Here is a 23,297-nt window from a genome sequence, read left to right as displayed (position 1 = left end):
TGTATAATATACACATATAATATGCAAATATTTAGCCAATAAAAGTTATACATTTAAAAATATTTCACATTATACATATTATGCACATTATAATTAAAGTCTTAAACATAGGTTAAGTCAGAGCAAAAGATACAAAAAATCCGGCTTCAAATTAATGAGGCCGGATTTTGATTCTATTATATAGACTGTTATTAGTCTTTCAGTTTTGCTTTGATGAAGTCGCGGTTCAAACGGGCAATATTGCTGATTGAAACGCATTTAGGACATTCAGCCTCACAAGCACGAGTGTTTGTACAGTTACCGAAACCAAGTTCATCCATCTTTGACAACATAGCTTTAGCACGACGCAAAGCTTCTGGTTTACCCTGTGGAAGAAGGTTCAACTGGCTAACTTTTGCAGAAACGAAAAGCATAGCAGAACCGTTCTTACAAGCAGCTACACAAGCACCGCAACCGATACATGTAGCAGCATCCATAGCTTCGTCAGCAATTGTCTTAGGGATAAGAATTGCGTTAGCATCCTGTGGAGCACCTGTATTTACACTTACGAAACCACCAGCCTGCATAATCTTGTCGTATGCTGAACGGTCTACCATCAAGTCCTTGATTACAGGGAAACCTGCCGAACGCCAAGGTTCTACTGTGATAGTATCACCATCATTGAAACGACGCATATAGATCTGGCAAGTAGTAGCACCTGTTGCAGGTCCGTGTGGGTGTCCGTTGATGTACAATGAGCACATACCGCAGATACCTTCACGGCAGTCGTGGTCGAATACTATAGGTTCTTTACCTTCTTCAATCAACATTTCATTCAAGATATCAAGCATTTCGAGGAATGAAGTATCACCCGGAATGTCTTTCATCTGGAATGTATCGAAATGACCTTTATCCTTAGGTCCGTTCTGACGCCATACTTTCAGCGTAAATGATATATTTTTATCCATTTTACTTCTTTTATTTGAGTTGACTAGATACTAGGTACTAGATACTAGGAGGTTATGGTTTTCTTTTTATTATTTATCAGTGATGTCAGCATTTTCATTATTTCACTGTTCATAATCTCAAGCTCCACATATTGTTCTTCGGTAAGATACCCAATATCTTTACAGATAATCAATTGAGTCTCTAACTCGGATGCAGACCCTAATGATATATAAAGAAAATGTAATAACTCTTTGTCATGTGCCCTAGCATACCCTTCTGCTATATTTGAAGGGATAGATATGGCAGCACGTCGCATCTGAGAGGTGATACCATATAATTCACATGAAGGAAAGTTCTGAGTAATCAAATACAAAGATTTAACCATTGCAATACTTCTATTCCAAACGAGCAAACTTTTATGACTACTCATATATTCATTTCTTTAACCTAGTCAACTAGTTTCTAGTCAACTAGTACCTTGTCAACTAATTAAACTTATGATTTGTAATTACGAGTCTGTACTTTAATTGCTTCGTAAACCAATGGTTCCTTATAAAGTACAGGAGCCTTGTCGTCGCTACCCTGGTATTCCCAGCAAGCTACATAGAAGAAGTTTTCGTCATCACGCTTAGCTTCACCTTCTTCTGTCTGGTGCTCTTCACGGAAGTGACCACCGCAAGATTCTTCACGGTTCAAAGCATCGTAAGCGATAAGCTGACCCATTGTGATGAAGTCGTCAAGACGGAATGCCTTGTCAAGCTCGATGTTCATACCTTCTTTAGCTCCAGGGATAAACAGTTCTGTTTCGAATTCCTTACGGATTTCTTTCAGACGAGCCAAACCTGTTTTCAAGCCTTCTGCAGTACGTCCCATACCTACATATTCCCACATTACGCGGCCCAATTCCTTGTGGATTGAGTCAACTGACTTCTTACCCTTGATGTTCATCAGGTGGTCAATCTTAGCCTGAACAGCCTTTTCAGCTTCAGCAAATTCAGGAAGATCTGTAGAGAAACGAGGAACAGTAATCTGGTCTGACAAGTAGTTCTGGATAGTGTATGGCAATACGAAGTAACCGTCTGCAAGACCCTGCATCAATGCAGATGCACCAAGACGGTTTGCACCGTGGTCAGAGAAGTTACATTCACCGATTGCGAACAGACCCTTGATAGTAGTCTGAAGTTCGTAGTCAACCCAAATACCACCCATTGTATAGTGGATAGCAGGATAAATCATCATTGGGTTGTAGTATTTGCGTCCGTTGATTTCTTTTGCAAGTTCACCCGGATTAACGTCTGTGATTTCTTCGTACATATCGAAGAGGTTACCGTAACGCTGAAGAACTACATCAAGACCGAGACGTTCGATACTTTCAGAGAAGTCAAGGAATACGGCAAGACCTGTGTTGTTAACACCGAATCCGTGGTCGCAACGTTCCTTGGCAGCACGTGAAGCAACGTCACGTGGAACAAGGTTACCAAATGCTGGATAACGGCGTTCCAAATAGTAGTCACGGTCTTCTTCTGGGATATCGCTACCCTTCTTAGTTCCGGCCTGGAGTGCTTTTGCATCTTCAAGTTTCTTAGGAACCCAGATACGACCATCGTTACGAAGTGATTCTGACATCAGTGTAAGCTTAGACTGCTTGTCACCGTGTACAGGGATACATGTTGGGTGGATCTGAACGTAAGCTGGGTTAGCAAACATAGCTCCCTTACGGTAGCAAGACATAGCAGCTGTTACGTTACATGCCATAGCGTTAGTAGAAAGGAAGTAAGTGTTACCGTAACCACCAGTAGCGATAACTACTGCGTGAGCAGCGAAACGTTCAAGCTTACCTGTTACGAGGTTCTTAGCGATGATACCGCGAGCACGGCCTTCAACCAAAACCACGTCAAGCATTTCATAGCGAGTGTACAATTTAACTGTACCTACACCTACCTGGCGGCTCAATGCAGAGTATGCACCTAGAAGCAACTGCTGGCCAGTCTGACCTTTAGCATAGAAAGTACGAGATACCTGTGCACCACCGAAAGAACGGTTAGCAAGTGTACCACCGTATTCGCGAGCGAAAGGAACACCCTGTGCCACGCACTGGTCGATAATATTGTTTGAAACTTCGGCAAGACGGTAAACGTTAGCTTCACGAGCACGATAGTCACCACCTTTCACTGTATCGTAGAAAAGACGATATACAGAGTCACCGTCGTTCTGATAGTTCTTAGCAGCGTTGATACCACCCTGTGCAGCGATAGAGTGTGCACGGCGTGGAGAGTCCTGGATACAGAAGTTCAATACACGGAATCCCATTTCACCAAGTGAAGCGGCAGCAGAAGCACCTGCCAAACCTGTACCTACAACGATGATATCCAAGCGGCGTTTGTTAGCCGGGTTCACCAATTTCTGGTGAGCTTTATAGTTAGTCCATTTCTCAGCTATTGGGCCTTCAGGAATCTTAGAATCTAAAACTTTAGTCATAATGTTTTTCAATTTAATCAGTTACACTTTTCAATTAGCAAGCACCGCAACCCATCATGTTCTTCAGGAAGAATACGATTGCCACTACAGCAAATCCCAACACGATGATTGTTGAATAGATGTTAGAGATGCATTTCCAACGGTTGATCCAAGTCTTGTTGTTCCAACCCAATGACTGCATAGAGCTCCAGAATCCGTGAGTAAGGTGGAACCAGAGAGCTGCCAACCAAATCAGGTATAATACGAAGAATACCGGATTAGAGAATGTCTGCATGATGTAACCGTAACCGTCTGTTGCATGAAGACCACCTAACATAGGGTCGCCGATGATTTCAGCAAACTGCATTTTGTACCAGAAATTGACAAAGTGAAGTGCCAATCCCAAGATTACGATGATACCAAGAACAAGCATGTTCTGTGAAGCCCATTCTACGTTCTTTGGCTTAACTGTAACTGCGTAACGTTCGTTACCACGTGCAGCACGGTTCTGGATAGTCAACCAGAAAGCGTAAATGATGTGAATTACAAACAAGGCAGCCAAACCTACTGTTGCAACCAATGCGTACCAGTTAGCACCCAGGAATTCGCAAATCATGTTGTATGCCTCACCCGAGAACAATGCAACAAGGTTCATCGCCATGTGAAATGTCAGAAACAGGACAAGGGCGATACCTGTAACGCTCATCACCACTTTCCTACCAATAGATGAATTACTTAACCACATAAATGATTGATTTTAAATTATTTAATTATTAAAACTAAAATAGTCTCCATTAAAGGTATTTTGACTTGGCAAAGTTAGACTATTTCCATCATTATTACAAACAATTAAGGAAATAATTCTTTAATTTGAGGAAACAAGACTAGAGACTAGAAACTAGGGGCTAGAGACTCGAAACTAGGGACTAGAAACTAGGGACTAGAAACTAGAAACTAGGGACTAGTATCTGAAACCTAGTAACTAGTATCTAATCTTCAATCAGCTCCAGTCCTTTCTGCACGGTTTCGTTCATAGAGTTTATAACCTGGAAATACTCGTTCATATCCCACAGGTCGCGTGCAATGAGTGCTTTCAACTGTGTCTTTATAAGCGGGAGGGCAGTTTTGTATTCCTCTTCCTTATATTCTATTCCCATTGTCTTGCCAAGGGCTATCAGGTCGTCCAGCATCTTGTCTGTCACCTCAAACCGTTTGTTGAAGCGGTCGAATGTCTTGTATTTCGCTTTCCATTCGTTGCGATAAGTATCTATCAGTTTCAGGTTCTGCTGAACAATAGCTCCCTTGTCGCGCAACGCCAGATAATAGTCTGTATAATATGTAGTGTCGATAGGTACAAAATAGTCAGGCATTATACCTCCGCCTCCATATACTATGCGTCCTTTCTTCAGAGTCTTAGTTTTCAGAGAATCCGGGAAATGAATACTGTCTGCACTCTGCATCTCGCCACGGTTATACCTCTCTATAAGGTCTCTGTTGTACTGCTCTATGCTTTCGTACGGTTTCTGAATACATCTGCCCGAAGGAGTGTAATAGCGTGCCACCGTAAGACGTATCATAGAACCGTCAGGAAGGTCTATCGGTCTTTGCACAAGTCCCTTTCCGAATGTACGTCTGCCCACTACAGTTCCTCTGTCCCAATCCTGAATGGCTCCCGTTACAATTTCACTTGCTGAAGCAGAGAACTCATCTACCAGCACTACCAGTTTCCCTTTGCGGAAATCACCGTTTCCACGGGCCTTGAACTCTGTACGCGGATTACGTTTACCTTCGGTATAGACTATAAGTTCGCCTTTCTCCAACACATGGTTTGCTATCTCGATGGCAGCATTCAGATAACCTCCTCCGTTTCCCTGAAGGTCGAGAATAAGATTGCGCATACCTTCTTTCTGGAGTTTATGAAGGGCATCCTCGAACTCTTCCGCCGTAGTAGCTGCAAAACGGCTGATACGTATATATCCGGTAGTCTTGGTCATCATATACGAAGCATCGAGGCTGTAAACCGGTATTCTGTCACGCTTGACAGTAAAAGGCAACAGCTCCTTCACACCGCGACGCATAATCTTAAGATTTACTTTAGTTCCTTTCGGACCACGCAGACGTCGCATAACTTCCTCTGTGCTCATCTTTACTCCGGCTATCACAGTGTCGTTCACCTCTATTATACGGTCGCCAGCCAGAATACCAACCTTCTCCGATGGGCCTCCCGACACAGGCTGTATTACGAACAATGTATCTGTAGCCATATTGAACTGCACTCCGATACCGTCGAAATTACCTACAAGAGGCTCGTTCAGCTTCTTGACTTCTTCCGGATTAGAATAAGTGGAATGTGGGTCCAGTTCCTCAAGCATCTTGATTATGGCATCTTCCACAAGCTTGTCTTCATCCACATCGTCTACATAGAGATTGGCAATGGCGAACTCAGCCAACTGAAGTTTTCTGGCAGGAGAATTCAATATCTTATTCTGAGCCCCAACAATAGAAGTTAGTCCGAACAATAAGGATAATGTAAAAAAGAGTTTCAGTTTCATATTTTTTTAGTTACTAGTTGACGAGTTGACGAGGTTTTTTTAGGTACTAGTTGACAAGTTGACGAGGTTTCCTAGTATCTAGTTCCTAGTACCCAAAACCTTGTCAACTTGTAACTGAAACCTAATCACCTAAATCCATACCTTCCGGCAAGAAAGGACTTACATCCTTGCCAAATTGTAGAAGTTCGCGCACGATGGTAGAACTAACCGAAGTAAGTTCCGGCTCGGTAAACAGCAGGATGGTTTCTATACCTGCCATCTTGCGGTTAATGTCGGCAATGGTTTCTTCGTATTCAAAATCACGCACGGTGCGTATGCCGCGCACTATAAACTGCGCGCCACACTCGCGGGCGAAATCTATTGTCAGACCGGAATATGCTGCGACTTTTATTCTCGGTTCGTCCGCATAAAGGCGGCTTATCATCTCCACGCGTTTCTCCGTAGGAAACCATGTGCGCTTACTGTCATTTATACCGATACCTATCACCACCTCGTCCATAAAGGTGAGGGCTCGTTTCACTACCGAGAAATGTCCGATAGTAAACGGATCGAAAGTACCGGGGAATATTGCTTTTTTCATTTCATTTATAAATTTACATCTTCCTCGACCACCAGATTCTCAATAATGAAGTTCTGTCGTTCCATAGTGTTCTTTCCCATATAGAATTCCAGAAGTTCCTTCACGGCATCAGTCTTTCTCAGAGTTACCTGCTCCAGGCGCATATCTTCGCCTATAAAGTTGCGGAACTCATCAGGAGAGATTTCTCCCAATCCTTTGAATCGGGTTATTTCCGGATTAGGTCCGAGTTCTTCTATTGCAGCCAGCCTTTCTTCGTCAGTGTAACAGTAGCGTGTCACATAAGTACCTTTCTTTCTGTTTCTTACGCGGAACAAAGGAGTCTGAAGTATATACACGTGACCTTTCTTTATCAAATCTGGGAAGAACTGAAGGAAGAAGGTTATCATAAGCAGACGTATGTGCATACCGTCCACATCGGCATCGGTAGCCACAATCACCTTGTTATATCTCAGTCCGTCCAGTCCGTCCTCGATATTGAGAGCAGCCTGGAGGAGATTGAATTCCTCATTCTCATAAACCACCTTCTTGGTAAGTCCGAAAGAGTTGAGCGGTTTACCTCGCAAACTGAAAACAGCCTGTGTATTCACATCGCGGCTCTTTGTTATTGAACCACTTGCAGAATCTCCCTCGGTGATAAAGATAGCGCTGTCCAGACGCGGGTCTTTTTCTTCGTCCTTCTTGCCGGATTTCACATCATTCAGGTGTATACGGCAGTCGCGCAACTTACGGTTATGCAGATTAGCCTTCTTCGCTCTTTCGCGGGCTATCTTTGTCACTCCGGCAATGGCTTTTCTCTCTTTCTCCGATTCCTGTATCTTCTGCAGCAACACTTCTGCCACATCAGGATGCTTATGAAGATAGTTATCTACATTCTCCTTAATGAAATCGCCAACAAACTTATTCACACTCACACCAGAAAGCGGATACGGATTGCCATCGGTATCTTTTTCAGGAGCCATAGTAAGCGAACCGAGTTTGATTTTTGTCTGACTCTCGAATGTAGGTTCTATCACGTTTATAGCTATGGCAGCCACCAGGCCGTTTCGTATGTCCTGAAACTCCAGATTCTTGCCATAGAATTCCTTTATTGTGCGGGCTATATGTTCCTTGAACGCACTCTGATGCGTACCACCCTGCGTGGTGTGCTGTCCGTTGACAAATGAATAATACTCCTCTCCATACTGAGGACTGTGTGTAAAAGCTATTTCGATGTCTTCGCCAGTGAGGTGAACTATCGGATAGATGCCCTGCGCCGTCATATTATCGTTCAGAAGATCCTCCAAACCGTTTCGGCTCACGATACGTCGTCCGTTGTAATAGATAGACAGTCCGGTATTCAGATAAGTATAGTTACGGAGCATCGTTTCGATAAACTCCGGACGGAAATGATAGTTCAGAAACAGAGTGTTGTCCGGTTCGAAGAAGATAAATGTACCGTTATCCTCGTCAGTGGCCGAAGTAGTGTCGCTTATCAGCTCTCCTCTTTCGAAAACAGCCTCGCGCATCTGTCCGTCGCGCACACTTCGTGCAATAAACTTCACACTGAGGGCGTTCACGGCCTTTGCACCAACACCGTTAAGTCCCACACTTTTCTTGAAAGCCTTGGTATCGTATTTACCTCCGGTATTCAGCATGGACACTGCATCCACAAGACTTCCCAAAGGAATACCACGGCCATAGTCGCGTACGGACACTCTGAGATTATCCTCCAGAGTGATGTCGATACGCTTTCCTACCCCCATCTTGAATTCGTCGATACTGTTGTCCACCACTTCCTTGAGCAATACATAAATACCGTCCTCCGCCTGCGAACCGTCGCCCAGACGTCCGATGTACATACCCGGACGGGTACGCACATGTTCCATGTCGCTCAAGTGGCGGATATTCTCTTCCGTATACGACACCTGAGGTTCCGAAGCATTAATATTCTGATTCAGTTCATCCATTGTATTTTTATTTTAGTTACTAGTTGACGAGTTACTAGTTGACCAGGTTTCCCTAGTACCTAGTTCCTAGTATCTAGCCCCTAGTCAACTGTATCAATTAATCTTTCTCTTATAAGCACGGCGGCGCTTGTGCTGTTCAGATTCGAACGCACTCCATTGCGACTGTACCTTCTTGTTCTCTTCCAGTTCAGGATTGCTTTCGCCATATTCAAATCCCATTTCCTTGTACACTGGCACCAGATCGTAAAACAACAGGGCATTTACCCCCTTGCTCTGATATTCCTGTTTTACCCCTACCAGCAGCAAGTCAAGAATCTTTGGTCGCTTGATAAACAAAGCCTTAAGCAGATGCCACCAACCGAAAGGCAACATCTTACCCTTTGCCTTCTGCAAAGCTTCCGACAACGATGGCATTGATATTCCCACAGCCACAAGCTCACCCGCAGCATCTTCCACCAACGACACCATACGAAGGTCTATCACAGGCAGATACATCTTTATATACTGGTCTATCTGTCCCTGGGTCATCTTCGAAAATCCGTAAAGCGGAGCATATGCCTCGTTTATCAGGTCGAATATCTTCTGACCATAATTCTTTTCTTTAAGCTCCTTACGGGTAATTTTCTTAATTTTGAGATTATATTTCTGAAGAATTATTTCCGAGATACGCACAAACTTCTCCGGAAGTTGTTCAGGCACTTTAAGTTTGAACTCCACCCAGTCGGCTTCCTTCTCGAAACCAAGTTTTTCTATATGTTCAGGATAATACGGATAATTATAGATAGTAGACATTGTTCCCAACTGGTCGAAACCTTCCACCAGCATACCTTCCGGGTCCATATCGGTAAATCCCAGCGGGCCTACCACATATTCCATACCTCTCTCCTTTCCCCATTTCTCTACTTCATCGATAAGGGCTTTCAACACCTCTGTGTCGTCAACGAAGTCAATCCATCCGAAACGTACCTCTTTCTTGTTCCAGGTATCATTGGCACGGTTATTAATAATGGCAGCCACACGTCCCACAGGCTTATCATCCTTATATGCAAGGAAATATTCAGCTTCACAAAATTCGAAAGCAGCATTTTTATCCTTGCTGAGGGTGTTCACCATGTCGTCGTACAAATCGGGTACGGAGTAAGGGTTATTCTTGTATAATTCGTAATTGAGACGAATGAAAGTGTGAAAATCTTTCTTCGTCCTGACTTTCTTAATGATAATGGCCATTTTTGTTAAATTGAAATTTCGGCGTAAAGTTAATATTTTTTGCGCTTATTTCATGATTGTTATGGTAAAAAGTAAGTTTTCTATATACAATCGAAGTTTAAAATAGAAACGATGAAACTATCAAATAAGATATATTATTTCTATATTATAAGCTTAATAATTCTTTAAACAACAGTTACACTTACAGATTATAAAAGGAGGAAAATATCTTTTCTACAGCATAAAAAACATTTTTACCACAGGTAGAAGAAACAAATAAACTATATTTGCCATATAGACTTGAATTAAAGCGAATAGCACATGAATACAAACCCGGAACTTGAACTCGCCAATACCCTAATAGCACAGACAGGTACCAACATATTCCTGACCGGTAAGGCAGGAACAGGTAAGACTACATTCCTACGCACACTGGTAAAAGAATCGCCAAAGAGAATGATTATCCTCGCACCCACAGGCATAGCTGCAATCAATGCAGGAGGTATGACCATACACTCATTCTTCCAACTTCCCTTTGCCCCATATATCCCCGGTACAGCATTCGGCGGTGATGCCAAATACCGTTTCCGTTTTGGGAAAGAGAAACTTAATATCATGCGGAGCATTGACCTGCTTGTGATAGACGAGATAAGTATGGTGCGTGCCGACCTTCTGGATGCCATAGACGATGTTCTTCGCCGGTTCAGACGCAACAGCAAACCTTTCGGTGGCGTACAGCTTCTGCTCATCGGCGACATACAGCAGCTTCCACCGGTAGCAAAAAACGATGAATGGCAAATGCTTTCGGAATACTATGACTCACCCTACTTCTTCTCGAGCCATGCGCTCAAAGAAACTTCTTTCTGTACCATAGAACTTAAGAAAGTTTACCGGCAGAACGACGCGCGTTTCCTTTCACTTCTGAATGCCATAAGGGAAAACAGATGTACAAGCAACGACCTGAAAGCACTTAACAGCCGATATATTCCGGATTTTAACGTGGGTAACGACGAAGGTTATATCCGCCTTACGACACACAACATACAGGCACAGAGAATCAACCAAAGAAAATTGGACGAACTTCCCACCCGAAGCTATAAGTTCAAGGCTACGATAGAAGGAAACTTTCCTGAATATTCCTATCCCACCGATCCGGAACTGGAACTGAAGAAAGGCGCGCAGGTTATGTTCGTAAAAAACGATATATCCGGAATGCACCGGTACGCAAACGGAACAATAGGGCGCATCAGTAACATCTCAAACGAAGGGATAGAAGTCATTGTAAACGAAACAGGAACGAAAGTAAACCTTGAAGAAGCCGAATGGGCAAACGCCCGATACCGTCTGGACGAGGAAACAAAAGAGATAGTGGAGGAAGTGGAAGGCACATTCAGGCAATATCCTTTGAAACTCGCATGGGCAATAACAGTTCACAAAAGCCAGGGACTTACATTCGACAAGGCAATAATAGACGTATCATCTTCCTTTGCCCACGGTCAGGCATACGTGGCACTAAGCCGGTGCCGGACTCTCGAAGGGCTGATACTTAGCTCTCCCATCTCCGCCAATGCTGTGATAAGCGACAGAGTGATAGACTCATTCACTGACGAACAACGAAAGTCTACTCCTACCATAGAACAATGTACGGCCATGCAAAGGGCATATTTCAACGACCTGCTGAAACAACTCTTCGGATTCAGGCAGATGGAAATATCACTAAACCATTATATCCGTCTGATAGACGAGCATCTGTACAGGACATATCCCAAACAGCTGGAGATGTACAAGAACGAGGCGGAACGTTTCAAACAGGCGATAACGGAAGTAAGCATGAAATTCGAGAGTCAATATACCCGTATGACAGCGCAGGCTGCCGATTGCGAAACTGACACATCACTTCAAGACCGTATATACAGCGCGTCACAATACTTCGCTGAAATGCTGAAACCGCTTCAGGATTTGCTGGACAGTACAGACATTACGTCCGACAACAAGGAAATCAGAAAAAGGATAGAAACGTCTTTCGACGAACTGACAGATGCCGTAAGGATAAAATCCGCTCTTATGGAACACGTACACGACAAAGGCTTCCACTTACAGGATTTTCTTCGCAAACGTGCCATACTAAGTATGGAAGAGACAAAAGCCACAGCAGGCAAAAAACGTGAAAAAACAGAAAAGAAAATTCCGTTTGAAAGCAGCGACATCGGAAATATGGAACTGTATCGTGCACTGGTGGAATGGCGCAGAAAAGAGGCTGCCGACCAAGGACTGCCGGCATATACAGTGCTCCAGCAGAAAGCCATTATCGGCCTGTCTAACCTACTTCCCAAGAATGAGCGCGAACTTCTCCGCGTCAAATGTATCGGCAAGAAGACTGTGGAGAAATATGGCAAGGATATTATGGAGATAGTTGAAAGATACAGATAACAGGGAAAACGCACCAAAAACAGATGTTTTTTTTGGAGAAAACGCACCTTCATATCAGAAAAGATCCTGTCACCACTATATTTGATTGACAGGATCTTTTTCTAAGTTATATTATGAAAAAATTTTATTTAGCCTGCATAGGACACTTGTCACAGTGAGGACGATTCATACATCCAGGTTTATCACCACGCTTCATCATTTTATGACCTCTCATATCAGGTTTCATCTTTCCATACATACATGGCTGTTGGAATACTTTCTGCAATTGTTTTGCATTTAGCACTTCTTTGAACTTCTTGAAATACTTTTTCTGCACATCCAATGCTTTCTGTCTTGCATCAAATCTGTCCTGAATAGCTTTTTCTATTTCGGCATCTGTCATTTCCGCCTTTTTTACATCCTTGTTCACAGCTGGACGGCAATCCTTCATGGCCTGAAGATATTCCTTATATAATGGAGCGAATTTAGCAGCTGTTGCATCGTCCATCACAAGTTTTTTCTCCATCATCTTCACATGTTTGTCCATCATCTGTTCCGGTGTAGGTCTCTGCTTTGCACGTTTCTGTGCCGGTGCATCCTGAGTATTCTGTGCCATCACACTGAAGCTGCCCATAGAAACAGCTATCATAACTACCAATGTCATTAATCTTGTTTTCATAATCGTATAAAATTTAGATGTTTAACTTTTAATTGTCTGATACAAATGTAGTAATAAAAATGTTCTAAGAAAACAGACTTGACTGATATGGTGGCAAACATACAGAATGTAGTGGTAAACTGCAGAAATACGAAATATATTTTCTATTTTTGTGTTTGTAACTATTATCCATACATAAAGACACATATCGATGAGAAATATCCTTACCGCAGTTATAATATTCATAACCGTTGCTATATCAGCACTTTACGGGCAGTCATCCCCATATATGCAGTTCAACAGGATGCATACCAATACGGATGCATCTGTAATAGGCTGCATAATGCAGGATTCTATTGGCATGATATGGGTAGGAACAAACAAAGGTCTTTTCAGTTACGACGGTTATTCTTTTTTTAAACACAAAGAGGATAAAGGGAATTATGAGATGAGAATATATTGCGGACTGATATTTTCCGATTCTATATTCCTAGGTACAGATAACGGGCTGATTTCATATGACATGAGATTGGGGAAATACCATAATCCGGCTACGGAGAATATTAAGGATATAAGATGTCTGGCAATATCCGGCAACGAACTGTGGATAGGTACGCTGAACGGATTGTTCAGATATAACACTGAAACGGCTGAGGTTTATGAATTCCCTTCAGAAAAACTACCTCATAAGGCTGTCTATTCGATTATAAGGTCTGAAAACGGTACGGTGTATGTAGGTACTTATAATGGATTGTGCAGTATAGATGAAAACAATGATGTAAGGATTATAAATATCCCGTCTGACAATAAATGGAAGAACATATTTGTAAATGTCCTTTTCGAGGACAAGGGCAGGCAGTGTATATGGATTGGCACTGAGGGTAATCTGTTTTGCTATGATGTGCAAAAGCAGAGTGCAGAGCTTGTGCCATACTTTGCCGACAACTCAATAAAGTCGCTGAACTATGACTCGGAAAAGAATCTTCTTATCGGAACAGACAATGGACTATATATCTATTCGGCCGATGGAAATACGCAAAGACATTATCTGCACGATTCAAGAAACAGCAATTCCATACCTAACAATATAATATGGTGTATAACTACCGACAACAAACAGAATATATGGTTGGGAACCGATAATGGCATTTCATTTACCGACAATAACAGACAATACACATTCATACCTGTATGGGAGCTGAGCAATACCAACGACGGTAATATGTTTTACACCATTCTTACGGACAGTAGAGGCAGAAACTGGTTTGGTGGTACTGACGGACTTCTTATGACCGAAGGGTATAAAGATACGGCCAACAGCAGATGGTTCAAGGTCGGGAAGAAGGGTTCGGAGTTATCTCATAACAGAATAAGACACATATTCGAGGACAGCTCGCAGAATCTGTGGATTGCCACAGACGGCAGCATAGAACGGTATGACGAAAGGTCCAGGCAGTTCGTGCATTATACTATTATGGATTCTACGCATACATGCAATTCCAACTGGGCTTATTATATTTCGGAGGACAATGACAATAACCTTTGGATAAGCAGTTGCCTGGGAGGGCTGTTTGTAGTAAACAAGGACAAATTAAAGGCTTCGGAATCAGGAATATGTATTGCAGACAGGAATTTTTCGACCGACAACGGATTGAAAAGCATGTTCGTGAAACAGGCACTGATAGACAAAAACGGAGATGCGTGGGTCCTGATGTATAACACTAAAGAGATACAGAGGATAAGCAGAAACAACAAAAAGATATATAACTACTCGGTATGTACGGAGAATGACGAGTTTCCGGAATTTCTTATTTGCGATTCGGACGGTATGGTATGGGTAAGTACCAACATCAGCGTATCGAAGATAGACCCGTACTCCGGAAACATGACAAGGATTGATACGGACTGGAAGGATAATAATATATTGCATCTGGTAGAGGTGGAAGACAACATATGGGTAGCATCTGCCAAAGGTCTGTACTATATAAACAGGCAAACAGCCGGAATAAAAAGAATAAATATCAACGATAAGATATTCAGCAGTATATATTATGACAAGCCTGCAGGGAAGGTTTATATGGGCAGTTATGATGGTATAGGTTTCTGCGAGCCTGAAATAATACATACCACAGACTACGCTCCACGGATATATCTGACAGCATTGTCCGCCAACAACAACTATATATCGAAAGGTATTATAGAGAACAATAGTTTTACGCTCGACCATACGGAGAATAACCTTGTATTTGAGTTTTCCGATTTCAGATATAACGAGTCACAAAGAAGCGGATTCATGTATATGATGCCTAAAATAGATTCCGAATGGCATTATGTGAACAGCAATTCAAATATAATAGTCTATAATAATATGCCTTACGGCAAGTTTGAGCTATATGTCAAACATAGCGAGAACGATGATGCCGGATACAGAATAGCTTCAATAAATATTCTGCCGCCATGGTATCTGTCTGTAGCAGCCAAAGTTATATATTTTCTGCTGACTGTAGGATTAGTCTGCTGGGTAATAAATTTCTTTATTGTCAAGAACAGGCTGCATCTGGAGAAACTGGAAAAGAAGAAGATACTGGAACAGACCAGACAAAAGATAAAGTTTATGTCGAACCTCTCGCATGACCTGAAAAGTCCTGTGGGAATGATAGTTACACCTGTAAGCAAACTGCTGCTCGACGTAAAGGACCCGGAACAGAAGGAAATGCTGGATATAGTGTACAGAAATGCGGTAAATCTGAATGCCAAGATACATAAACTGATAGAAATGAACAGAATGGAGGACAGTGAGCATATACTCATAACCTCCAGAATAGAACTCGTATCGTTTACCCGAGAGATATATCTGAAATTAAGGGATGAAGAAAGTGTAAACAGGCATAACTGGAACTTTACATCGAATACAGACAAGCTGTTTGTGGATATGGATGTCATAAAACTGGAATCCATAGTGAGCAATCTGCTGACAAATGCCATAAAATATACTCCTTCGGAAGGAAACATATCTGTGTCAATAGACTATAGCGAGGAAAACAGCAAGGTGGACATAAGGGTCTCGGACAATGGAATAGGAATACCGGAGAATGAACTGCCGTATATTTTCCAGAGATTTTTCCAGTCGTCGGCCACAAAGAACCATTTTGAAGGTACAGGAATAGGACTTTATCTGGTTAAAACATACACAGAACTGCATAAAGGAAGTGTGGATGTATCGTCGGGAAACGGAGAAACTACCTTTACACTGACATTCCCTGTCGACAAGGAATTGAATTGTACAGAATCTGAAAAGAATGAAAATATAAATGATACAGATTCACACCTGCAGGTAATACTTATTGTAGACGATAATAAAGATGTATACAATATGATAAAACATATACTGGCCGGTAAATACAGATGTATATATGCTTCGAACGGTAAAGAAGGATTGAATATAATAGAGACTGTGAGACCGGATCTTATAGTCACAGACTATATGATGCCTGTAATGAATGGACTGGAGATGTGCAAAATCCTTAAGAAGAATATGCCTACTATCACTATACCGATAATCATGCTTTCGGCAAAGGACGATACAGAAACAATAAAGAACAGTATAAAGTTACAGATAGATGCTTTCATACAGAAACCTTTCAATGCAGAAATATTGATAGGAAAAATAGAAATGCTCATACACAAAAAAGAGACTTTTGAGGCACAGGCCAGAATAGAAACTATCGGTTCGCCTAAACAGATGGAGGAAAGTACATCATCTGATGAAAAATTCCTGATAAACATCACTAAGATTATAGAAGATCATATGGCTGACAGTAATCTTAATGTGAACGGATTATGTGAATTGTCCGGTACAGGAAGCAAACAGATATATAGAAAAATAAAACAACTAACCGGAATGTCACCCGTGGAATACATAAAATCAATAAGAATGAAAAAAGCGGCAATGCTACTACAACAGAAGAAATTTACAATAGCAGAGGTTATGTATATGGTGGGATATTCAAACCCGTCTTATTTCTCAAAGTGTTTCCAAAGCGTGTTCGGGAAAACTCCAAAGCAGTATATTTCGGACAACGGACAGTAATATAATGGCTGAAAAAGGATATAAATAGGACAAAAAATAAGATTGTCTGATTTATATCCTTATATGTCCAATATTTTTCCCTTTGCTTTTCCTATGTTTTATATTTTTGCAATAACAAAAAATTAATACTTATATGAAAGGCAACATTAAATTTTTTCTGAAAGTATTATTACTCTCGGTAATCTGCGCCGGAAATACTTTCACAATCCTGGCACAACAGGCAGGGAATGTAATCATCACAGGTACAGTTTTGGACGAAAACAACGAGCCGCTTATCGGAGCAAGTGTTCTAGCAGTAGGTACAAAAACAGGTACTATCACTGACTTTGACGGGAAGTTTACTCTTGAAGTTCCGAAAGGAAGCAATATCCAGTTTTCTTATATAGGATATAATACTCAAGTATTGTCCTCTGACAGGAAGACTATGAGTGTAAAACTTGTGCCGGACACTCAGATGCTTAGTGATGTAGTAGTTATAGGATATGGAACGCAAAGAAAAAGCGACCTTACAGGTTCTGTAACCAACGTTTCAAGCGAAGATTTCAACACTGGTCTGGTAAGTTCTCCTGAGCAGCTTATCAACGGAAAAATTTCAGGAGTACAGATTATGTCAAACAGCGGTTCGCCTACTGCCGGCAGTACAATACGTGTACGTGGAGGTGCTTCACTTAATGCCAGCAACGATCCTCTTATCGTTCTTGACGGTGTACCTTTGGAACAGGGTGGTATCAGCGGTAATGACGGAAATTTCCTTAGCCTCATCAATCCTAACGACATTGAAAGCATGACAATCCTCAAGGATGCTTCTTCTACAGCCATCTATGGTTCGCGTGCATCGAACGGTGTCATTATTATTACTACAAAGAAAGGAACATCAGACAAGCTTAAAGTGACATTCAGCACAACAAACTCTATCCAGACACGCACACGCATGGCCGATATGCTGAGTTATGACGAATTCGTAAATGTAGTAAAGACTCAGGGAACAGCTGCACAACAGGCTTTGTTGGGCTCTGAAAGAACTGACTGGAACGGCTATATTTATCATAATGCATTCGGTACTGATAATAATCTTAGTCTGTCCGGCAAGGTTCTTCCTAACCTTCCTGTACGTGTTTCTGTAGGATATTACAATCAGGACGGTCTGCTCAAGACTGACAACGCAAACAGAGTAACAGGTAGCTTGTCATTGTCGCCGTCATTCTTTGACGACCATCTGAAATTCAATATCAATGCCAAGGCATCAATGAACAAGAACCAGTTTGCAAACACCAGTGCAATATGGGGAGCTTCTACCATGAATCCTACCATACCGGTTTATTCCGGAAATGACGCATTCGGTGGATATACCGAAGGACTTGCAAGCGACGGTAAGCCTGTAACAGGTGGTGTATTGAACCCTCTCGGATTATTGGAACAGCGCGATGCGCACAGTAAGGTCATACGTTTCATAGGTAACTTCGATGTTGACTATCGTATGCATTTCCTTCCGGAATTGAAACTACATGCTACATTAGGTTACGACTATGCGCAGGGTGAAGGTTCAGACTATGTTAATCCTGAAGCTGCACAATATTATACTACAGGCGGTTACTACTATCCGTACGGCCCGCAGAAGAATGAAAACAGACTTCTTACAATCTATGCCAACTATAACAAGATGGTAGAGTCGCTGAACAGCAGTTTCGACGCGACTGTAGGTTACGACTATCAGTACTGGAAATCTGTAAATCCGGCTTCGGCAAGCATGAATGCGGCAGGCGAAATACAGACTTCGTATAAGGCTACAGACGAAAGACACGTTCTTCTGTCATACTATGGACGTTTGAATTATTCATTCGGCTCAAAATATATGCTCACAGCTACTGTACGCCGTGATGCCACTTCACGTTTTGCAAAAGAACAGAGATGGGGTACATTCCCTTCTGTAGCTCTGGGATGGAGAATCTCAGAAGAAGAGTTCATGAAGAACCAGAATGTGCTGAGCACATTGAAACTGCGTGCCAGCTATGGTGTTACAGGACAGCAGGACGGTATAGGCAACTATAACTATCTTCCGGTATATACACTGAGCCAGGACGGCGCACAGGCTATAATGGGAGATGAATATATTTATACTTATCGTCCTGAATCGTATGTATCAGACCTGAAATGGGAAACTACAACTTCATGGAACTATGGTTTCGATTTCGGATTCCTTGAAGACCGTATCACAGGTAGTTTCGACTATTATACACGTCAGACTAAAGACCTTATCGCCACTGTTCCGGCAGCAGCAGGTTCTACATTCGACAAGACTATCACAACAAACGTAGGTAATGTTGACAGCCAGGGTATAGAATTCTCACTGAATGCCACTCCTATAAAGACAAAGGACTTCAGCTGGGATATCAGTTTCAACATGACATGGCAGAAAATGAAGGTTAAGAATCTTTCTATCGTCGAAGGAGGGGAAGTGACAAACACTCCTGTAGGTCCTTCAATAGACGGATATCAGTTCCAGACACTTACTGAAGGATATGAACCTTACATGTTCTACGTTTACAAACAACTTTACGATGAAAAGACAGGAAAGCCTATCGAAGGAGCATATGCGGACCTCAACAAGGACGGTGTGATAAACTCAGACGACTTATACCGTTATCACTCTCCGGCACCAGACTATATCATGGGACTGAGCACATCGCTCAACTGGAAGAACTGGAATCTCGGAATGAGTTTCAGAGCCAACATAGGCAACTATGTATATAACGGAATGGCTATGAACACCGGAGCTATGGAAACAATGAGCTACAATGCTGCACAGCTCAACAATCTGTCGGCAAGTTATCTTGAAACAGGTTTCCAGACACGCCAGCATTTGTCTGACTATTATGTAGAGAATGCATCGTTCCTGAAAATGGATAACCTTACTTTGGGGTATAATTTCGGAAAGATATTCAATACCTGCAATTTGAATGTCAGTGCAATGGTACAGAACGTATTCTGCATAACAAAATACAGCGGAGTGGACCCGGAAGTACCGAACGGAATGGACAATACGTTCTATCCTCGTCCAAGAACATTCTCTTTAAACATTGGTCTTAATTTCTAAAGTTGACAAGGCGATTTATTAGTTGACAAGGTTTCAGTTACAAGGAAACAAGGTTTTAGATATCAGGGACTAGAAACTAGGAAATAGGAAACCTCGTCAACTTGTCAACTCGTCAACTTGTAACTTAAAAAAACTAACAACCAACGGTCAACGAAGTTAAACTTATAAACTCATAAACTCATGAAAAAATATATCTACATATTGTCAATGTGTACTGCCGCAATGTTTGCTACATCTTGCGTAGGTGACCTTGACCAGTATCCACATGAAGAAATTACTTCGGAAAGTGTATATACCAACCTGCAGAACTATAAAAGCGTACTTGGTAAGATATATACATCAATGGTAACAACAGGACAAGGAAAAGACGGTAACCTTGACCTTTCAAGCAATTACGGACATGATTATATACGTTGCTATTTCAATCTTCAGGAAGTAGGAACAGATGAAGTGGCATATACATGGCTCAGTGGTGATAATCTGGCCGATATAAGCAACCTTTCATGGGATGCCAACAATCCTTGGGTAGCCGACATGTATTATCGTATATACTATAACATTGCTCTCTGCAACGAATTTCTGCGTAATGCGACAGACGAAAAGATAAACGGTTTCACAGAAAGCGAACGCAACGAAATAGTACATTATCGTGCAGAAGCCCGTTTCATGCGTGCCCTTTTCTACTATCATGCAATGGACTTGTTCAGAAACATTCCTTTCGTAACAGAAAACGACCCTGTGGGAAGCTACATTCCTCCACGCTATATGGCAAAGGATATGTTCGGATATATCGAATCTGAACTTAAAGCGATAGAAAATGACCTTCTGAGCAAAGACGAATGTCCTTATGGTCGTGCATCGAAAGGTGCTGCATATACACTGCTTGCAAAACTATATCTGAATGCCCAGACTTATATTGGTGAACCAAGATATAACGAATGTGTTGCAGCATGCCAGAGTGCTATAGGTCAAGGATATTCACTGGAAGTTGATGTAAATAATGACTATACTATAGATTGTTACAGAAGACTTTTCAATGCAGACAACCATCTGCGTACTAATGAAATTATTTTTACTCTTCCTGTAGATGCAAATACCACCATTTCCTGGGGTTCATCAACATATATGGTATGTGGTGCTATTAGCCAAACATCAGCCACACAGAATCCTGCTGATTATGGAGTGACTAAAGGATGGGGGTCAATGAGAATATGTCAGGCTGTTTCAAACCTGTTTGAGGACGGTGACAGCAGAAGATGTTTCTATAAAGACGGACAGACACAAGAAGTAACCTCTCTGGAAGATGCTTCTACCGGATGGCTTGTTGAAAAATGGACAAATCTGAACGACAATGGAGAAGCTGCCTCAAATACAGATATAGGAGGTGTAAATACAGACTATCCGTTATTCAGGCTGGCAGATGTATATCTGATGTATGCTGAGGCTACCGCTCGTGGCGGAAACGGAGATATGGCTACTGCTGTAGGATATGTAAATGCTTTGAGAGAACGTGCCTTTGGTGATAACAGCCAAAATGTAGCGGAAACAGTTCTCACAGGAAATAACTTCCGCTTCTTCCTTGACGAACGTGCACGTGAGCTTTACTGGGAATGCACCAGACGTACAGACCTTATACGCTTCAACCTCTTTACTACCGCTGACTATTTGTGGGAGTTCAAGGGTGGTGTAAGTGATGGAACATCTGTTGAAAGTAAATACAATTACTATCCTATTCCGTCGGCAGAACTTACAGCCAATCCAAATCTGAAGAATGAAGAGTATTAATATTAGTTTATAAGTAGGTAAGTTTATCAGTTAATAGATACTTAACCCAATAAACTTAAAAACTATAGAACTCAAAAACTTAAAAACTCAATTACATGAAAACTTTAAATAAAATATTACTAACCCTCGCATCAATCCTTGCATTAATATCTTGCGAGAAGGACGGAGAGAAGATTTATCTCCAGAGTTTAGGTTCAGATGAACTTATTGCCACCACAGATAATGTAGTATTATCTATTGAAACATCACAGAAAGTAGTTCTTTCATTTGCATGGAAAGGACAGGACGTACAGATAAACGATACAACTGTAGGTACAGCTGCCAAAGCTAAAAACTATATGGAGATTTCATTGTCAGAAGATTTCTCCGGACAAATATATAAGGATGAAACAACCTCAAACTCAATAGCTTATAAAGGTGGCGAACTCAATTCAATAGTAAACGGCCTTGGAGCAAAAGTTGGTGAAGTAAATAATGTATTCTTCCGCCTTGGTAGCGCAACAGGCGAGAATATTCCTTATGCTTACAGCAATGTGGTGAAAGTTGATGTTACGCCGTATGTTATGGATATGAATACGGGAGTACTTCTTGCCGCAGATAAGACAGAAAACGGAAAGACATTATATTCTGAAAACGCAGATGGTATATACAGAGGCTTCTTGGGTATTAAAATAGCTGACAAGAACTTCTGGTTAAAAGAAGGAGATGGTTCTATTTGGGGAAACATTGCAGATAGTGAGAAGGCTTTTGTGATTTCTTCTGATCCTTCAAATCAATGGAATTTCTGGTTCCCGGATATAGCAGGATGTTATTATACAGTAATTGATACACAAGCCGAAGAATGGAGTGCTACATTATTATCGACAATAACTATAAATGGTGACATACAAGATGATATGTCTTTTGACATTGAAAATAACCGTTGGATATGTAATTATACATCAGATTCTTCTAAAGATATTAATATTACTCTTAGTGGAACATCAAGAATTTTCAATGCTACTACCGGTAGTACCGAAGGAATATCAGATACATTCGGTTTTGCAAACTCCAATGATGGATTAGTATTTGGAAAAACATCAGATAATATAACCCTGCATGTAGAACAAGGTGAAAATTCCATAATACTATATATGAATGTTCCTGAAGAATTACCATATATAACAGCTACTAATGATGCTACAGATATTCCGTCCTCATATCCTGCAACAATAGATATGCAAAGATGGAATGGTACATCAATGGAAAGTATGATACTACTCCAAAGAATTGACTCTGAGAATGGAATATATGAGGGTACTTATGATGGACCTTATCAGAAGAATGATTATTACGGATTTGAATTTATAGCAGATGGAATATGGTATAGAGCAGACGCAAGTGATAATTCCAAATTGGCAATAAGTAATAATTCTCTTAATAAGTTCTACTTTAATGATGCTGAAGACAATGTTACAAGCATAAATGTTACAATAACTGTAAATTTGAAAGAATTAAGTTGGAGCTATAATATAAACTCACAAGTAACAGACGAAAATTCTGGAACAGATGTGAATTATCCTGAAAAAGTATATATGGTTTACTATCCTGAAC

The 23,297-nt window shown here is 41.4% G+C and carries 14 protein-coding genes; 5 read left to right on the top strand and 9 right to left on the bottom strand.

Features of this window, described 5'->3' with window-relative positions; genetic code table 11:
* Positions 1 to 191: 191 nt before the first annotated feature.
* From I6E11_RS05945 to I6E11_RS05910, 8 genes are all read right to left on the bottom strand, one after another.
* A complete protein-coding gene (locus I6E11_RS05945) occupies positions 192 to 947 on the bottom strand; it encodes a succinate dehydrogenase/fumarate reductase iron-sulfur subunit (RefSeq protein WP_235336988.1) in 756 nt (251 codons plus the stop codon).
* A 44-nt stretch (positions 948 to 991) separates the two neighbouring features.
* Positions 992 to 1,357: a four helix bundle protein gene (locus I6E11_RS05940; protein ID WP_235336987.1), complete on the bottom strand. Its 366-nt coding sequence runs from the start codon at positions 1,355 to 1,357 to the stop codon at positions 992 to 994.
* Between the two features lie 65 nt (positions 1,358 to 1,422).
* On the bottom strand, positions 1,423 to 3,405 hold the full coding sequence (locus I6E11_RS05935; RefSeq protein WP_235336986.1) for a fumarate reductase/succinate dehydrogenase flavoprotein subunit: 1,983 nt from the start codon (positions 3,403 to 3,405) through the stop codon (positions 1,423 to 1,425).
* A 34-nt stretch (positions 3,406 to 3,439) separates the two neighbouring features.
* On the bottom strand, positions 3,440 to 4,129 hold the full coding sequence (locus tag I6E11_RS05930) for a succinate dehydrogenase/fumarate reductase cytochrome b subunit (protein WP_235336985.1): 690 nt from the start codon (positions 4,127 to 4,129) through the stop codon (positions 3,440 to 3,442).
* A 244-nt stretch (positions 4,130 to 4,373) separates the two neighbouring features.
* A complete protein-coding gene (locus tag I6E11_RS05925) occupies positions 4,374 to 5,936 on the bottom strand; it encodes a S41 family peptidase (protein ID WP_235336984.1) in 1,563 nt (520 codons plus the stop codon).
* Positions 5,937 to 6,057: 121 nt separating this feature from the next.
* The gene (coaD, locus tag I6E11_RS05920; protein WP_235336983.1) at positions 6,058 to 6,516 is read right to left on the bottom strand and encodes a pantetheine-phosphate adenylyltransferase; all 459 of its coding nucleotides are present in this window, start codon (positions 6,514 to 6,516) and stop codon (positions 6,058 to 6,060) included.
* A 5-nt stretch (positions 6,517 to 6,521) separates the two neighbouring features.
* On the bottom strand, positions 6,522 to 8,462 hold the full coding sequence (locus tag I6E11_RS05915; protein WP_235336982.1) for a DNA topoisomerase IV subunit B: 1,941 nt from the start codon (positions 8,460 to 8,462) through the stop codon (positions 6,522 to 6,524).
* A gap of 93 nt (positions 8,463 to 8,555) precedes the next feature.
* Positions 8,556 to 9,689, bottom strand: a complete 1,134-nt coding sequence (locus tag I6E11_RS05910) for an N-acetyltransferase (RefSeq protein ID WP_235336979.1) — start codon at positions 9,687 to 9,689, stop codon at positions 8,556 to 8,558.
* A gap of 300 nt (positions 9,690 to 9,989) precedes the next feature.
* Here I6E11_RS05910 and I6E11_RS05905 point away from each other — a divergent pair, with 300 nt between their 5' ends.
* Complete coding sequence (locus tag I6E11_RS05905; RefSeq protein WP_235336978.1) at positions 9,990 to 12,098, top strand: HRDC domain-containing protein; 2,109 nt, start codon at positions 9,990 to 9,992, stop codon at positions 12,096 to 12,098.
* Positions 12,099 to 12,222: 124 nt separating this feature from the next.
* On the opposite strand, the gene I6E11_RS05900 is transcribed toward I6E11_RS05905, so the two are convergent.
* Positions 12,223 to 12,756 (bottom strand): hypothetical protein, encoded by a 534-nt coding sequence (locus tag I6E11_RS05900; RefSeq protein ID WP_235336977.1) that lies wholly within the window; start codon positions 12,754 to 12,756, stop codon positions 12,223 to 12,225.
* 190 nt (positions 12,757 to 12,946) lie between these two features.
* On the opposite strand from I6E11_RS05900, the gene I6E11_RS05895 reads away from it, so the two are divergent.
* The 4 genes from I6E11_RS05895 to I6E11_RS05880 form a co-directional block, all read left to right on the top strand.
* Positions 12,947 to 16,825, top strand: a complete 3,879-nt coding sequence (locus I6E11_RS05895) for a hybrid sensor histidine kinase/response regulator transcription factor (protein ID WP_235336976.1) — start codon at positions 12,947 to 12,949, stop codon at positions 16,823 to 16,825.
* A gap of 133 nt (positions 16,826 to 16,958) precedes the next feature.
* Positions 16,959 to 19,919, top strand: coding sequence for a SusC/RagA family TonB-linked outer membrane protein (locus I6E11_RS05890; RefSeq protein WP_235336975.1), 2,961 nt, complete (start codon positions 16,959 to 16,961; stop codon positions 19,917 to 19,919).
* Positions 19,920 to 20,099: 180 nt separating this feature from the next.
* The gene (locus I6E11_RS05885; protein WP_235336973.1) at positions 20,100 to 21,704 is read left to right on the top strand and encodes a RagB/SusD family nutrient uptake outer membrane protein; all 1,605 of its coding nucleotides are present in this window, start codon (positions 20,100 to 20,102) and stop codon (positions 21,702 to 21,704) included.
* A 95-nt stretch (positions 21,705 to 21,799) separates the two neighbouring features.
* On the top strand, positions 21,800 to 23,297 hold a 1,498-nt coding region (locus I6E11_RS05880), incomplete at its 3' end, for a DUF5114 domain-containing protein (protein WP_235336972.1).

The sequence above is a fragment of the Bacteroides caecigallinarum genome (genome assembly GCF_021531075.1).
Lineage (GTDB): Bacteria > Bacteroidota > Bacteroidia > Bacteroidales > Bacteroidaceae > Phocaeicola > Phocaeicola caecigallinarum_B.
This window is presented reverse-complemented; position numbering and strand designations above follow the sequence as displayed.